14 protein-coding genes and 1 pseudogene are annotated in these 13,295 nt (G+C 62.4%); 8 read left to right on the forward strand and 7 right to left on the reverse strand.

The genetic code is table 11. The features are described 5' to 3' along the window. The first annotated feature begins 17 nt into the window (after positions 1-17). The 5 genes from LT988_RS21410 (at position 18) to LT988_RS21430 (ending at position 5,887) form a co-directional block, all read left to right on the forward strand. Positions 18-509 (forward strand): CvpA family protein, encoded by a 492-nt coding sequence (locus LT988_RS21410; RefSeq protein WP_232407508.1) that lies wholly within the window; start codon positions 18-20, stop codon positions 507-509. Positions 510-1,043: 534 nt separating this feature from the next. Then, complete coding sequence (gene purF, locus LT988_RS21415; protein ID WP_232407509.1) at positions 1,044-2,558, forward strand: amidophosphoribosyltransferase; 1,515 nt, start codon at positions 1,044-1,046, stop codon at positions 2,556-2,558. Then, complete coding sequence (locus LT988_RS21420) at positions 2,536-3,804, forward strand: O-succinylhomoserine sulfhydrylase (RefSeq protein WP_269752075.1); 1,269 nt, start codon at positions 2,536-2,538, stop codon at positions 3,802-3,804. Before purF ends, LT988_RS21420 begins: the two co-directional genes overlap by 23 nt. A 431-nt stretch (positions 3,805-4,235) precedes the next feature. Beyond that, positions 4,236-4,766 carry a hypothetical protein gene (locus tag LT988_RS21425; protein ID WP_232407510.1) on the forward strand — a complete coding sequence of 177 codons (531 nt, stop codon included), beginning with the start codon at positions 4,236-4,238 and terminating at the stop codon, positions 4,764-4,766. Further along, a complete protein-coding gene (locus LT988_RS21430; protein ID WP_232407511.1) occupies positions 4,763-5,887 on the forward strand; it encodes an IS1634 family transposase in 1,125 nt (374 codons plus the stop codon). The genes LT988_RS21425 and LT988_RS21430 overlap by 4 nt, the downstream gene beginning before the upstream one ends. Here the strand turns inward: LT988_RS21430 and LT988_RS21435 are convergent. The 7 genes and pseudogenes from LT988_RS21435 to LT988_RS21460 all read right to left on the reverse strand — a co-directional run bounded on the left by LT988_RS21435 (position 5,779) and on the right by LT988_RS21460 (position 10,326). Next, positions 5,779-6,411, reverse strand: a complete 633-nt coding sequence (locus LT988_RS21435) for an REP-associated tyrosine transposase (protein ID WP_232407512.1) — start codon at positions 6,409-6,411, stop codon at positions 5,779-5,781. The genes LT988_RS21430 and LT988_RS21435 overlap by 109 nt on opposite strands. Before the next feature lie 194 nt (positions 6,412-6,605). Further along, positions 6,606-7,271, reverse strand: coding sequence for a hypothetical protein (locus LT988_RS21440; protein WP_232407513.1), 666 nt, complete (start codon positions 7,269-7,271; stop codon positions 6,606-6,608). 30 nt (positions 7,272-7,301) lie between these two features. After that, positions 7,302-7,385 (reverse strand): annotated as a pseudogene (locus tag LT988_RS25635) (type IV pilus modification PilV family protein); the annotation flags it as partial. Between the two features lie 11 nt (positions 7,386-7,396). Continuing rightward, a complete protein-coding gene (locus LT988_RS21445; protein WP_232407514.1) occupies positions 7,397-8,458 on the reverse strand; it encodes a PilX N-terminal domain-containing pilus assembly protein in 1,062 nt (353 codons plus the stop codon). 13 nt (positions 8,459-8,471) lie between these two features. Then, entirely contained in the window at positions 8,472-9,242 is a 771-nt protein-coding gene (locus LT988_RS21450; RefSeq protein ID WP_232407515.1) for a hypothetical protein, read from the reverse strand. Next, positions 9,236-9,853, reverse strand: a complete 618-nt coding sequence (locus LT988_RS21455) for a GspH/FimT family pseudopilin (protein ID WP_408648084.1) — start codon at positions 9,851-9,853, stop codon at positions 9,236-9,238. Before LT988_RS21455 ends, LT988_RS21450 begins: the two co-directional genes overlap by 7 nt. A 20-nt stretch (positions 9,854-9,873) precedes the next feature. Next, positions 9,874-10,326, reverse strand: coding sequence for a type IV pilin protein (locus LT988_RS21460; RefSeq protein ID WP_232407517.1), 453 nt, complete (start codon positions 10,324-10,326; stop codon positions 9,874-9,876). A 354-nt stretch (positions 10,327-10,680) separates the two neighbouring features. Here LT988_RS21460 and LT988_RS21465 point away from each other — a divergent pair, with 354 nt between their 5' ends. From LT988_RS21465 to LT988_RS21475, 3 genes are all read left to right on the forward strand, one after another. Next, entirely contained in the window at positions 10,681-10,923 is a 243-nt protein-coding gene (locus LT988_RS21465; RefSeq protein ID WP_232407518.1) for a FitA-like ribbon-helix-helix domain-containing protein, read from the forward strand. 7 nt (positions 10,924-10,930) lie between these two features. Next, complete coding sequence (locus tag LT988_RS21470) at positions 10,931-11,362, forward strand: type II toxin-antitoxin system VapC family toxin (protein WP_232407519.1); 432 nt, start codon at positions 10,931-10,933, stop codon at positions 11,360-11,362. A gap of 545 nt (positions 11,363-11,907) precedes the next feature. Further along, entirely contained in the window at positions 11,908-12,948 is a 1,041-nt protein-coding gene (locus tag LT988_RS21475; protein WP_232407520.1) for an amino acid ABC transporter substrate-binding protein, read from the forward strand. The last annotated feature ends 347 nt before the right edge of the window (positions 12,949-13,295 follow it).

A 13,295-nucleotide genomic window follows, 5' to 3' on the forward strand; every position in this document is an offset into this window, starting at 1 on the left:
GGTGCGTCGGAGTGACGATGAATTGGGTCGACTATGCCATCCTCGGAGTGATCCTCTTGTCCGCCTTGGTCGGGATCGGGCGAGGACTGATACGCGAGGTGGTGTCGCTGGGGGTCTGGATTGCGGCGATTCTGATCGCCTGGCTCTTTCACCGCGAGGTGGCGGAGCTTCTGGTGCCTTATCTCTCGCAGCCGTCGGTACGCTTGGCTGCGGCCTTCGTGGGTTTGATCCTGGTGACCCTCGTGCTCGGCGCCATCGTCGGTGCCGTCCTGTCGGCCTTGGTCGAGACGACAGGGCTCGGTACGGTCGATCGCGTGCTCGGTTTGTTTTTCGGAGCCGCCCGCGGTGTGGTGATCGTCGCCATGGCCGTTTTCCTGGCGTCCTTCACGCCCATGCCCGAGGATTCCTGGTGGCAGGAGTCACGGCTTGTCGGACAGTTCCAGAGCGTCGCCGGTTGGTTGGTCAGCCTGGTGCCGGAAGAGGTGCAAACGCGGGTCAAGGGTCTCTAGTACCTCGTTCCGCCTTATTTTGCGTGCTCAGCGAGGCGAGAAGCGTTCAGCGGCTAGGCGCGCGAGTGCAGGAAGAGTGACCCTCTTTCAAGCTCGCGCAACAACGGCGCTGAACGCTTCTCGCCTCGCCCTTCGGGAGCCCCCCAAAGGCGCCAGGGCAGCGTTACAGCCCTTGGAAATAGCACCCACTATTCCCCGCGGTCTGTGCCTTGCCCTGACGCCTTTGGGGGGCTCTGAGCATGCAAAATAAGGTGGAACGAGGTGCTAGGATCTTGCCGTGCTTGGGTTTTCCCGGCATCCAGCCTCCAGCTGCCGTCCTCCGGCCAGCAATCGCTAGCCGCCGCTCCGCGCGCGCCCGGCGGTCATCAGTTTGTTTGCCCGGGGACATCGTGTGACGCATTCGGCTTAGGCCGGCTGGCCGAGCGCTGGATCGCAGTCGATGTTGTCCCGGGCCAACCTCGCGGGGTATAGTCTGCTGTTCCCATTCAGCAGCATCCGTCTCGGTCCTCGGGGCTGATCGCGGGCGAGGAAGTCATGTGCGGCATCGTCGGCATCGTCGGTAAATACCCGGTCAACCAAGCGCTGTACGATACGCTGCTGGTGCTCCAACACCGGGGACAGGATGCTGCGGGTATCGTCACCTGCCAGGGCGACAAGCTCCATTTGCGCAAGGACAACGGTCTTGCGCGGGATGTCTTCCGTACGCGCCATATGATTCAATTGGGCGGAAACATGGGAGTCGGACATGTCCGCTATCCCACCGCCGGCGCGGCCAGCTCGGCCGAGGCCCAACCCTTCTACGTCAATTCACCCTACGGCATCGTGCTTGCCCACAACGGCAATCTCACCAACGCCGAGGACCTCAAGCGCGACCTCTTCGTCGAGGATCTTCGCCACCTCAATACCGAGTCGGATTCCGAGATTCTGCTCAACGTGTTTGCCCATGAGCTCCAGCTCCAAGGCAAGCTGCGGATCGACGAGCAGGATGTCTTTCGCGCGGTCGCGGGCGTGCACCGACGCTGCCGAGGTGGTTATGCCGCGGTCGCGATGATCCCGGGTTTCGGCGTCTTCGGTTTTCGCGATCCGCACGGCATCCGGCCATTGGTCTACGGCCGGCGCGAGACCGATCTGGGTACCGAGTACATGATCGCCTCCGAGAGCGTGGCGCTCGATACGATCGGCTTTAGCTTGATTGCGGATGTCGCACCGGGCGAGGCTGTCTTCATCAGTGTCGACGGCCAGATCCACACACGCCAATGCGCCGCTCAGCCGATCCTCTCGCCCTGCATCTTCGAGTTCGTCTACTTCGCCCGTCCGGATTCCATCATCGACAACATCTCGGTGCACAAGGCGCGCTCCCGGATGGGCAAGAAGCTCGCCGCGAAGATCAAGCGGGAATGGTCCAATCACGACATCGATGTCGTGATCCCCATCCCGGATACGAGCCGCACGGCTGCACTCCAGCTGGCGAATCAGCTCGGCGTGCCTTACTCGGAGGGTTTCATCAAGAACCGCTACATCGGGCGTACCTTCATCATGCCCGGTCAGCAGGTCCGCAAGAAATCGGTCCGTCAGAAGCTCAATGCCATCGACCTCGAGTTCCGCAGAAAGAATGTCTTGCTGGTCGACGACTCCATCGTGCGCGGCACCACCTCGCAACAGATCATCCAGATGGCCCGTGATGCCGGTGCGCATCGCGTCTATTTCGCCTCCGCGGCTCCGCCGGTGCGGTTTCCCAACGTCTACGGAATCGATATGCCCGCGGCCAGCGAGCTCATCGCTCACGGTCGAACGGAGGACGAGGTCGCGCGCGAGCTGGGTGCGGATCGACTCGTTTTTCAAGAGCTCGGTGACCTGATCGACGCGGTTCAGAAGAAGGGTAAGAGTCACGTGGACCGCTTCGATACCTCGGTCTTCGATGGCGTCTACGTGACCGGGGATGTGACCCCCGAATATCTTCAGGCGCTCGAGGCGAACCGCAATGACGTTGCCAAAACCGCCTACGGCTCTTTCAGCGAGAACGTCATTGACCTCTACAACTCCGCCTGACGGATCCTCGTTCTCCGACGGGTCGGCACCGGCGTCTCCGGTTTCGGCCGAATCCGGTTTCGCAACCCGCGCAGTCCGGATCGGCCACCACCGCACCCCGGAAGGCGAGCACGGCGAGCCGATCTTTACGACCTCGAGCTTCGTTTTCGACAGTGCCGCGGAGGCTGCCGCCCGGTTCTCGGGTGATCAGGCGGGCAATATCTATTCGCGTTTTACGAACCCGACCGTGTCGGCCTTCGAGGAACGTTTGGCCAGCCTCGAAGGCGGCGAGCGTTGCGTGGCGACCGCCTCCGGGATGTCCGCGATCCTGGCCGTCTGCATGGGATTGCTCGAGGCCGGCGACCACATTGTCGCCTCCCGAAGCCTGTTCGGCAGCACCACGCTCCTCTTCAATAAATATCTCTCCCGGTTCGGCATCCAAACCAGCTATGTGCCGCTCGGTGATCTGGAGGCATGGGACGCCGCGATTCGACCCAAGACCCGGATGCTCTTCTGCGAGACCCCGTCCAATCCCTTGACCGAGATGGTCGACATCCGGGGTTTAGCTGAGGTTGCACACCGCCGCGGCTGTCTGCTGGCGGTCGACAACTGCTTCTGCACCCCGGCCCTGCAACGCCCGCTCGAGCTCGGCGCGGATCTGGTGATCCACTCCGCGACCAAGTATCTGGACGGGCAGGGACGTTGTATCGGCGGCGCCGTCGTCGGCGATCGCAAGTGGGTCGGCGAGGGGGTCTTCGGGGTACTGAGAACCGCCGGCCCGACCATGAGCCCCTTCAACGCCTGGGTCTTCCTCAAAGGCCTAGAGACGCTGGAGCTGCGGATGCTCGCGCATTCGCGATCCGCGGCCGCACTCGCCGAATGGCTGCTGGCGCAGCGCGGAATCGAGCGGGTCTATTACCCCGGTTTGCCGGATCACCCCCAACATCAATTGGTCGGCACCCAACAGCGCACAGGCGGCGGCATCGTCGCCTTCGACGTGCGCGGCGGTCGCGCCGGCGCCTGGCATCTGATCGACTCCACACGTCTCTTGTCCATCACGGCCAACCTCGGCGACGTCAAGACCACGATCACGCATCCCGGAACCACCACCCACGGTCGCCTGACCCCGGAAGAGCGCACCGCCGTCGGGATCGGCGAAGGGCTGGTGCGGGTCGCCGTCGGATTGGAAGACATCACCGACATCCAGGCCGATTTGGCGCTAGGTCTGGAGAGACCACCCAACGCCGACCAAGCCGCTGCCCCGTAGGGTGCGGTGAGCGTAGCGAACCGCACCGAACCCCGCAGACAACGCCGCACCGCGCAAAACCGCACCATCCGGTGCGGTTCCTCCGTCACCACACCCTACAGACCACCCACCACCGCCGAAGACGGTGCGCCGTAGGGTGCGGTGAGCGCAGCGAACCGCAGCGAACCGCACCGAATCGTCGGTACCCGCACATCATTCCCCGGTATCCAAATCAAAGGCGCTCTCCCAGGCCCAATCCTGCGGAAGGAATCCTTGTTCCACGTACCGGTGGAAGCTGGAATAGGCCGACTTTACCCCTGCAGATCTGGCCATTTTTCGCCGCTAGGCCGCGTGGCTACTGACTTCCTCGCCGATAAGTTTTTTCAAAATGTCGCCATGCATGTGAAATATTGGCGCTTGCGATATCAGCGTTCATAGGCTAGAAATTAGCCATGCAGACCGCGCATGGCAATTTGCACCTGGAAATCCAAACCACCCGCAAAAGCCCGGTGGGCATCTTGCGCACCTCCTTTCGCGACAACGGCAAGATGTGCCACACCCAGCATGGGCGCATCACCGGCTGCTCACTGGAGCAACTCCAACTCCTGCAGTTGGCCTTTCGTGAGCGCGTGGTTCCCGTCGATGACCCACAGGCCTTCCGGATTCTCAACAGCCGCGAATACGGCGCCAGTCAGGCCATCCTGGCCATTGCCAAGCAACTGGGTCTGCATCGCATCCTCTACTCGCGCGCCGAACCCTGGGTCAGCGGCGCACTGGCGATGATTGTCGGTCGCTTGGTCTATGCCGGAAGTAAGCTCGCGTTATGCAACCATCATCCCAATACCTGTCTGTGGGAGCTTTGCGGAATCGCTGAGACCCCCGAGGTCGAGGCGCATTGCTACGAGCCAATGGATCGGCTGTTACAGCGCCAGAAGGCGATCCAAAAGCCCTGGCCGGGCGTCATCTGCGCAATGGGCATGTGATTCTCTACGATATCACCAGTGTCTATTTTGAAGGCGAGTACAAAGACAGCGAACTGGTGGCCTTCGGCTATAACCGCGATGGCAAAAAAAGTCGTGAGCAAGTGGTTGTCGGGCTGATCTGCAATGACCAAGGTTGCCCGGTCGGGGTGGAAGTCTATGCGGGCAACACCAAGGACGAAACCACCGTGGTTGATAAGGTGCATGAGATCAAGCAAGGCTACGGCATCGAGACGATCATCTTCGTCGGTGATCGCGGGATGGTCACCCGCAGCAACATTAACGCGCTGCAAGACGAGGCGGACTTGCAGACCATTGGCGCCCTGACCCATGGCGAGATGATGACCCTGCTGAAGAACAAGGTGATCACCCTCGATCTGTTCGATGAGCGCAATATCCATGAGGTCAGCGATCCTGACGACCCGTCCCGCCGGTATTGCCTGTGCCGCAATCCACAGACCGCTCAGCGCGAGTCGCAGACGCGCCAACGGTTGCTGGATCTCACCACCAAGGCCCTGGGTGAGATCGCCGCCTACAAGCGCGCCGCGACCGTCGAAAAGCTCGGTGCGCGCGTTGGCAAGGTGTTGGCCAAATACAAGATGGGCAAGTTCATCCAATGGGCGATTGAGGCCGATCCGCAACAGGAAACATCGTGCGCGCATCGCCTCACCTGGTCGATTAACGCCGAGAAGGTGGAGCACGAAAAGCGTTTCGATGGGTGCTATGTAATCACCAGCGATGTCGATCAAGCGCAGATGAAAACCTTGGACGTGGTGCGCGCCTATAAGAGCCTGACCTTTGTCGAGCGCGCCTTTCGCAATCTCAAGACCGTGCAGCTGGAAATTCGCCCGGTTTATCACAAGAGCGATGAGCGCATTCGCAGTCACGTCTTTCTCTGTATGCTGGCCTATTACCTGCAATGGCACATGGAGCAGCGCTTAGCGCCGCTCTTTGCCAACGATGGCAAGGGCGAAGACAGACGCTGGACATTCCGCGGGGTGATTGATTGCTTGTCTCAGATCACGCGCAATCGCGTGGCCGTCAACGGTGCTGAGTTCGATCGGAATAGTACCCCAACACCCGAGCAAGCGCAGATAGTGGAGTTCCTGCAAGTCACGATGTAGCCACCCACGTGAAATCCGAAATCGCCCGCCAGCCCAGTAGTGGCGAGGGTTTTCGGCCGGTCTGCAGGGGGAAAATCGGAATAGGGCCAATCCCGGACCCAGGTCACCCAGCCGTGCTTCACCGGATTCCAGTGAACGTAATCCACATGGCGCTGGAAATCCAAGTCGTCGCGGATTCCATGCTCCCAGAAGCGCCGCTGCCAGATGCCACGCTCGCCGCGCTTGAGCCGGCTCGCCGAGCGTGTCTCCTCAGCCGGCAATGCGCGTGAGAACCCTGCCTTGATCAGGCCCCAGCGCATCGCGTAATCCGTGTCTCCCGGTGGCAGCGTCAGCACACAATGCAGGTGCTCCGGAAGAACGACGATGGCATCGACCCGAAACGGATGGGCCGTCTTCACCGCCCGCATGCTCGCGCCCAGCAGTGCGACATGCTCGACGAGCAGCCGGTGTCCCCGGCGTCGAGCGCAGTTGACGGTAAAGAAGAAGGTGCCGCCCGCAACCTGGAATCTGCGATAGCAGGACATGGGCTAGGGCGCGGTTGTAAGCGGCATTCGTTTGGGACCGGGTGCTTCGGCTGCGGTTGTTGGCGCTCCGGGGTTGGTGCGGTTCGCTGGCGCTTACCGCACCCTACGGGGCGACGGTGCTTCGGATGCGATTGTCGGCGCTTCGGGTTTGGTGCGGTTCGCTCTCGCTCACCGCACCCTACGTTGTTAGGTTGTTAGGTCTTGAAATACAAGGTGATGGTTGTCGTGTTGGCGCCGTCGTTGGCGCTCATTGTGACGGCGAAGGTTTTGCCCTTATCGGCCGGCGTGAGAATGTCTTGACTGGCTTTGGCTGAAGAGGTGTTGTAGGTGATCGAGCCGGAGGTTTTCGCGCCGTCTCCCGACGCGGTGATGCTGAGGTTGTCGGTCGATAACACCGCATCGTCGGTGACGGTGAATATTGGCGTGATCGTCTTTTTCTTGGCGACCTCGCAAGGGTTCGTGCTGCTCGTACACTCGGTGTAGGGGTTTTCGACGCTGATGACCGGCGAGGTACCGCCGCCATTGGATGGGGGCGGTACCTCGGGAGCCTCGCCGACCGGCTCCAGCGCGGCAAAGGTCGACTCGGCGATGAAGCTGCTGAGGGTCACGGATTCGGGATTCTGTTGTGCGTCGATCCAGGATGCCGTGACTGAAACCGCTTTGTAGGGTGGCGAGGTCTCCTCGGTGACCGACCAACTCCGAGTAAACGCGGTCGTGCCGCCTTCTCCCGCGAAGATGTCTTCGGGGTCATCGTTGTCACCGTTGATATCGGCATAGGGCGTGACCCGAAGCTCCTCGAGTTTTTGTTGCGCCAGGTTGGCTGCGATCGTTTGGGTCTTGCTCGCGCTCGCGCCGGCCATGACGCGGGTCTGGAGCTGCATCAGTCCGAAGAGCCCGAACGAGAGGATGACGAGTGCGATCAGTGCCTCGACGAGTGTGAAGCCGCGCTGGCGTTGCTGTCGAGCGGGTCGCATCTCGCGTCCTCCTAATCCCAGTCCCGCCAGCTTCCGGGTACGCGCGCCGCCCGGATTTGCTGAAGATCAGCGCCTTCGGTGCCGCTTTTCGCTTTCACCCAGCTCCAATTGAACAAGCCTCCATTGGCCGTCATTTGATCCAAACCGCCTTCGAAGACCACGGAGCCGTTGATTTCCGCACCACCCCATCCTTGGCTCCTGCATGCGGTCGGGCTTTCGAAATAGACGATTCCGTAGATGGTCCCGCCGAGCTTCGGGCATCCCACCGCCTGATCGAAGGCGACATAGACAGGTTGGTTCGGCTCGCCAAGGTCATCTTTGAGTTTCTTGCTCGAGTCGGAAATCCAAAAGAATCGCGGATCACCCGCTGCCGCGAGGGCCTTGAAGGTGTCTTTGCTGATTCCGAAGACGTAGTCCCATGCGCTGCCCTCGAAGGCATTTGTCGCGATCTGGTCGCCGCTCGGGATCGGAATGCCGTCTTTGTTGTTCTTGTTGAAATGACCCATGTCGAGATCGATACCGTCTGCGGACGAGGCGACCGCGATCGACTGCCAATCCTCCGCTTCCCCGGTTTCATCGCAGGTACGTGGATAGATATCCGGTGTGCCTTTGATATTCTGAATTCCGCCATTGACGACAAGCGGTGGAAGCCCGTTGCCGGAACCGGTCATGGTGGCGAGCAATTGCTGTCGCTGAAAACACTCGGTCGCGACCGCTGCGATGCCTGCGTCGCTCTCGGCTTCTGCCCTCGAGGTGAAATGAATGCAGCCGTCGATAGCCGAACGCCTCGTGACCGTGACCGCATAGGTGTAGTCGGCCGATGCAGCGACGTCAGGCGCTGTGCCGCCTGAGTACTCCGTCTCGCCAAGCATGGCCAGCGCATAGTCCAATCCAGCCTGCGCGGCCTGTTGGGCCTCGAGTGCCCTCCGCTCGTTGTTGGCGATCCGTTGTTCCATGATCCCGACGCGAACGGAGCTAAGCGTGAGAATGGTCGAGCCCATGAGCAAAAGCAGGCCAAGCAGAAGGGTCAAGGCGCCGCGCTGGGAAGAGGGCGATCGGACGGGTGTTCTCATGGGGCGCACTCGGTCAGTCCTCACGGAAATAGCGGTCGTTGCGCACGGCTGCCGTCGCATCCAGACGTAGGCGCACGTCCGGGCTGTGTTTCAGTTCGCCGATCAGGAGGATGTTGACGGAGCGTGCCGTACGGCAGAGGTCCCCGGTTGCGCATGGGGTCGACAGGGGCCTGATGTCGAAGCGCAGGGTCGTGATCCGCACGTTGTTGTCGTCGGTGAGCCGTTCCCAGCGGCCGCTGCCGCTCGCACACTCGAAGGTGTCGTCGTCTTCGTCCTTGCGGATGCGCAGCTCGATGCTGTCGTTTCTGAGTCGAAAGCCGAACATCTCGACATTGGCGCCGTCGAGCAACGCGTTCTCTGCCGGCGAGCAGCTGCCGCAGCCGACCTTGCCGTTGTCGTTCAGGTCGTAGCTGTAGAGCAGACAACTCGCGGCTGCCTCCCCGCCGACCGCGCCGATGCGCAGATCGGTATTGAAGCCGTCGATCGTCTGTTGGAACGGATTCTCCGCCGGGTCGCTGGATGCGCCCGATGGAAAGGCCCAATAGCCCGCGCGATGGATGTCCTGCTGCATCAGGTCGAGGGCAGCGCGCAGTTCCTGGTGTAGGCGTGCCTGTTGGATGTTCTGAGCCGCCGCCCGAGCACCCAGGAGATAGGTCGCCGAGATCCCGATCAGCACCAAAGCGCCGACCGTGGTGCCGACCAAGAGCTCGGTCAGGGTGACGCCGGTTTGCCGACGGGGCGTGCGCGCGGGCGGGCCGAGCGGTCGATCGGTGCGTTTCAGCATGGCTCGAATCCGGGCAGCACGCCATCCGGCGAGCAGGTCCGAACACGGCCGAGCTTGCTCAGGACCACGCGCAATTGCGTGCCTGCGGGCGAGTCGATCGTCAGACTGCCGAAGCTGGGTGCGGTGGCGCGACGCGGCTCGAGCACGAGCCGGGGCGGACTCTTGAGTGAACTGGTGATCGAGATGACTTGCACGCCCTGGAAATCGCCGCCGCCGATCCGCTTGAGGACGGACGTGCCGGCGGTTTCCAGCACGCAGGCATCGGTGGCGGTCGCATCGGTCAGGCGGCAATCGCAGGTGTCTTCCGCCGTGATGCCGTAACACCAGGCATCGGCATCGATCACGAGCGACAGGGTGCGATTCCGCCGGATGGCCTCGCTGCGCATCCATTGGAGGTCTTCCATCAGGGTCTGCGCCGCGCTCTTGAGCCGGTTGCGCTCGAGCATGTCCTGCATCGCCGGGACACCGAGGGTCGCCAGGATGGCGAGCACCGCGAGCGTGATCATCAGCTCCAGCAGGGTGAAGCCGGACCGCCTCCGCCGCGCGACCGGGGGTTGCGACCGGTCGCTGGGCTTCCGCGCGGGGCGACCCGCTCCGACGGCCCGCCGCATGAGGGTCGGGGCGGGAGGCCTCATCGCCAGCATGCCTCGGGCGTCTTTGCACCATTCTCGTCGATCGCCAGCTCACGGCAAGCAACCCCGCCGGACCGATCCGCCGCTTGAGCGTCCCGCGCAGTCGCGGTCGCGGTGAAGCCGGCCGCGTTCGCGTCGCTCAGGGCGAGGTCGTACCAGCCTTCGGGGCTTTTCGTTGCAAGGGGAAGCGTGTCGTCGCCGGTCGCGTCGCAGACCATGCCGGACTGCGTAGGATCGAGTCTATTCGCGTAGCGGCTGCAGTTGGCGCGAAAGCGTTCTTGCGCCATGGCGATGGCGAGCAGGGCGCTTTGTCCATCCGTGCGTCGCGCCTTGCGGATCTGATCCTGATACGTCGGGAGGGCGACCGTGGCGAGGACGGCGACCACCGCGACGACCATCAGAAGCTCGATCAATGTGAATCCGTTCCCCGGGCGCCTGTCCTTGCTGTCCATCCCAATCTCCATTCCACGCCGGTCGAGGGCCGTCCATGCCGATGCTCTCGACTCTCGCGTCCTTGAGCCGAGCAATCGGGGTATCGTCAATTCGTGTACACTTTTAGCCTATACCTGTCCGACAGGTCAACCCCCGGATCGTCCGTTTCGTCATGTTCCGCGACGATTCCGGATTCGGCCGGCAAGGCTCAATGAGGTGCCCGCCGCCGATCGACAGCGCGCTGAAGCGAAAGCGGGGTTGGTCGGGCGCTTGCCGCCCTGATCGGTCGGAGACCGCAAGCTACCCGATACCGGGCTCCGCTTGATTGCAGTGCAATCATTGCCTAATCTTCTTGGAAGCCGATGGAGGGCACGATGGCCAGCATCACGATCCGCAATCTCGACGACACCTTGAAGCGCCGTCTGCGCATACGCGCGGCCGAGCACGGACGTTCGATGGAAGATGAAGCACGGGAAATCCTACGCCTCGCCCTAGGCGAACCTGCGCCGCCCGTCAACATCGCGGCGGCAATCCGCGCGCGCGTCGCCGCCTTCGGGGGGGTGGACCTCGACCCTCCGCCCCGCGAGCCGATGCGCGAACCGCCGGTTCTGGATTGATGCCGCGATGATCATCCGCGACACCAATGTCGTCTCCGAAATCCTGCGTGCTAAACCGGCACCAACTGTCGAGGCCTGGCTCGCCGGCCAGGACGGTGCAAACATCTTTCTAACCGCGATCAGCGAGGCGGAGCTGCGTGACGGCGTGGCCGTCCTGACGAAGGGCAAGCGGCGGGAGGCGCTGGCCGAGGCTGTGGACGGAATGCTGCGGGAGGATTTCCGCCACCGCATCCTGCACTTCGACAGCGCCGCTGCAATCGAATACGCCCGCATCGGGGCAGAACGGCGGGCCGCAGGACGACCCATCAGCCAGTTCGATTGCCAAATTGCCGCCATCGCCCGTGCGCACGGCGCTGCCATGGCCACCCGCAACGTCAGCGACTTCGATGGATGCGGCGTCGCAGTCATCGACCCGTGGCAACATGCCGGGGGCGACTGACCGGCATGGACAAACGAGGGTTTAAGGGGGCAGGTTCAATTGATCCGCAGAGCAGCCTCGGTCGGCCGATGGGTTGAAGCCCGGTTGGACTTCCGTTCGAGCGCCGATCTGGATCACGAGCTGGCGGCACACTGAAACCCGCCCAAATCAAGCGGTCCGCCCGATAGACCACTCGCTGGGATCGCCGGCGCGCTCATGCCAACCCCCTGGGCGCGGCGGGTATCACCCTGCTGCTACCATAAGCGTCCGGCGCGTTATCGACTCGCGGCCCCAGGTTTTTGGATCCGGCACTTGGGGGGCGGATCCGTTTCGGTTGAACGCCTAACCCGTCTAAACCGCGTCCAGAGTGACATGCGTCATTTTGGCGTTGCGTCGGGCTCGAGGATTTTTCCGACCTCTCTGGAGACGCGGTTTAGAATCGAGTGTCTTTTAATGCTCTAAACCGCGCCGGCTCCGACAGTTGTCGGAGCCGGCGCGGTCGAGCTACTCCAACAATCGACGCATACCGCACCGAGCGCGGTTTAGACGCTGCGAGGAATGCACCCATGTCCGATCACAACTTAAGGCTTATCTCACCGAAGCTTCAGCTTGGCCTGGTGATGGCTCTCATGGCTGCGCTGTGCGGCGTCGCGGCGGCGGGGACACTGGAGGAGGTCAAATCCCGGGGCGTGTTGCGCTGCGCCGTGAACGGCGCCGTCCCCGGTCTGTCGTTCAAGGACTCCGAGGGTCATTGGAGTGGTCTCGATGTCGATTTCTGTCGGGCAGTCGCGGCTGCCGTGCTCGGGGACAAGGATAAGGTCGAACTGGTGCCGACCCCTAGCGAGACCCGTTTTGATGCGCTGCGCGAGGGGCGCGTGGATCTGCTCTCACGCAACACGAGCTGGACCATGACGCGTGATCTCACACCGGATCTGACCTTCGTCGGCATCCTCTATCACGACGGGCAAGGGTTCATGGCCCGTCGGGACACCGGCATCCAGAGTGCCCGTGAGCTCTCCGGTAAGCCGATCTGCGCCGCCGGGCAAAGCGGGCCTGAGAACGCGCGAACCTATTTCGCACGCAATCACATGGAGCTCAACCTCAAGTCGTTTCCGGATACCCCGGCGGCGGCTAAGGCCTATCTCGATGGCGCCTGCGTCGCCCTGACAGGTGATCTGTCACAACTGGCCGCAGCACGCGCCGAGATGCCGGACGAGAGCGCCTATCGTATCCTCCCGGAGATGATCTCAAAGGAGCCTCTGTCTCCCGCCGTCCGCCGAGGCGACGCACGCTGGCTGGACATCGTTCGCTGGACCCTGTTTACCCTGATCAACGCCGAAGAGGCCGGAGTCGACTCCACCAACGCCGGCGAGGTTCGCGCGGGCGCCCAAGGCGACGATCTGCGACTGTTGCTGGACGCAGACGGCGAAACCGGCAAGCTGCTCGGTCTCGAGCAGGGCTGGAGCGGCCGGATCATCGAACAGGTGGGCAACTATGACGAGATCTTCGAGCGCAATCTGGGCGCGGGCTCACCGATCCAGATGGAGCGTGGCTTTAATGCACTCTGGCGCGATGGCGGTCTCCTCTACGTGCCGCCAACCCGTTAACGGCTGCGGCGCGCTGATGGTCGAAGCGGGATCGGTGGTGCCAAGCAGCGCACTAAAACGCGCCTCACCGAGACGTCCGCCATGGCGCAAAGCTGGAGAAAGCCAGCGCAAGGGCTTCTCATAGGCCCGAACACACGCATCGAATCACCCTTGACCCCATGATAGCGGGAAACCGTGGTCCGTGATGCGCCAGGACAAACTGGCAAGAGGTAGTCGATGAAAGTTCGATACGAAATAGAAAGGGCGATTCGTTTCGGCCCCGAGTCATGGGGGATATGCCGTGAGGCGTAGCTCCAAGCGTTGACAGGGGAAACCGGCAGGCCAGCCATTGAGCCGCGAAATCACGA

Origin of the sequence: Thiocapsa bogorovii (genome assembly GCF_021228795.1) — a bacterium.
Lineage (GTDB): Bacteria > Pseudomonadota > Gammaproteobacteria > Chromatiales > Chromatiaceae > Thiocapsa > Thiocapsa bogorovii.

Coding starts and splice junctions, on each gene's coding strand:
- LT988_RS21410 (WP_232407508.1), top strand. CDS start 18: ATGAATTGGGTCGACTATGCCATCCTCGGAGTGATCCTCTTGTCCGCC.
- purF (WP_232407509.1), top strand. CDS start 1,044: ATGTGCGGCATCGTCGGCATCGTCGGTAAATACCCGGTCAACCAAGCG.
- LT988_RS21425 (WP_232407510.1), top strand. CDS start 4,236: ATGCAGACCGCGCATGGCAATTTGCACCTGGAAATCCAAACCACCCGC.
- LT988_RS21435 (WP_232407512.1), bottom strand. CDS start 6,411: ATGTCCTGCTATCGCAGATTCCAGGTTGCGGGCGGCACCTTCTTCTTT.
- LT988_RS21440 (WP_232407513.1), bottom strand. CDS start 7,271: ATGGCCGGCGCGAGCGCGAGCAAGACCCAAACGATCGCAGCCAACCTG.
- LT988_RS21445 (WP_232407514.1), bottom strand. CDS start 8,458: ATGAGAACACCCGTCCGATCGCCCTCTTCCCAGCGCGGCGCCTTGACC.
- LT988_RS21450 (WP_232407515.1), bottom strand. CDS start 9,242: ATGCTGAAACGCACCGATCGACCGCTCGGCCCGCCCGCGCGCACGCCC.
- LT988_RS21455 (WP_408648084.1), bottom strand. CDS start 9,853: ATGCGGCGGGCCGTCGGAGCGGGTCGCCCCGCGCGGAAGCCCAGCGAC.
- LT988_RS21460 (WP_232407517.1), bottom strand. CDS start 10,326: ATGGACAGCAAGGACAGGCGCCCGGGGAACGGATTCACATTGATCGAG.
- LT988_RS21465 (WP_232407518.1), top strand. CDS start 10,681: ATGGCCAGCATCACGATCCGCAATCTCGACGACACCTTGAAGCGCCGT.
- LT988_RS21470 (WP_232407519.1), top strand. CDS start 10,931: ATGATCATCCGCGACACCAATGTCGTCTCCGAAATCCTGCGTGCTAAA.
- LT988_RS21475 (WP_232407520.1), top strand. CDS start 11,908: ATGTCCGATCACAACTTAAGGCTTATCTCACCGAAGCTTCAGCTTGGC.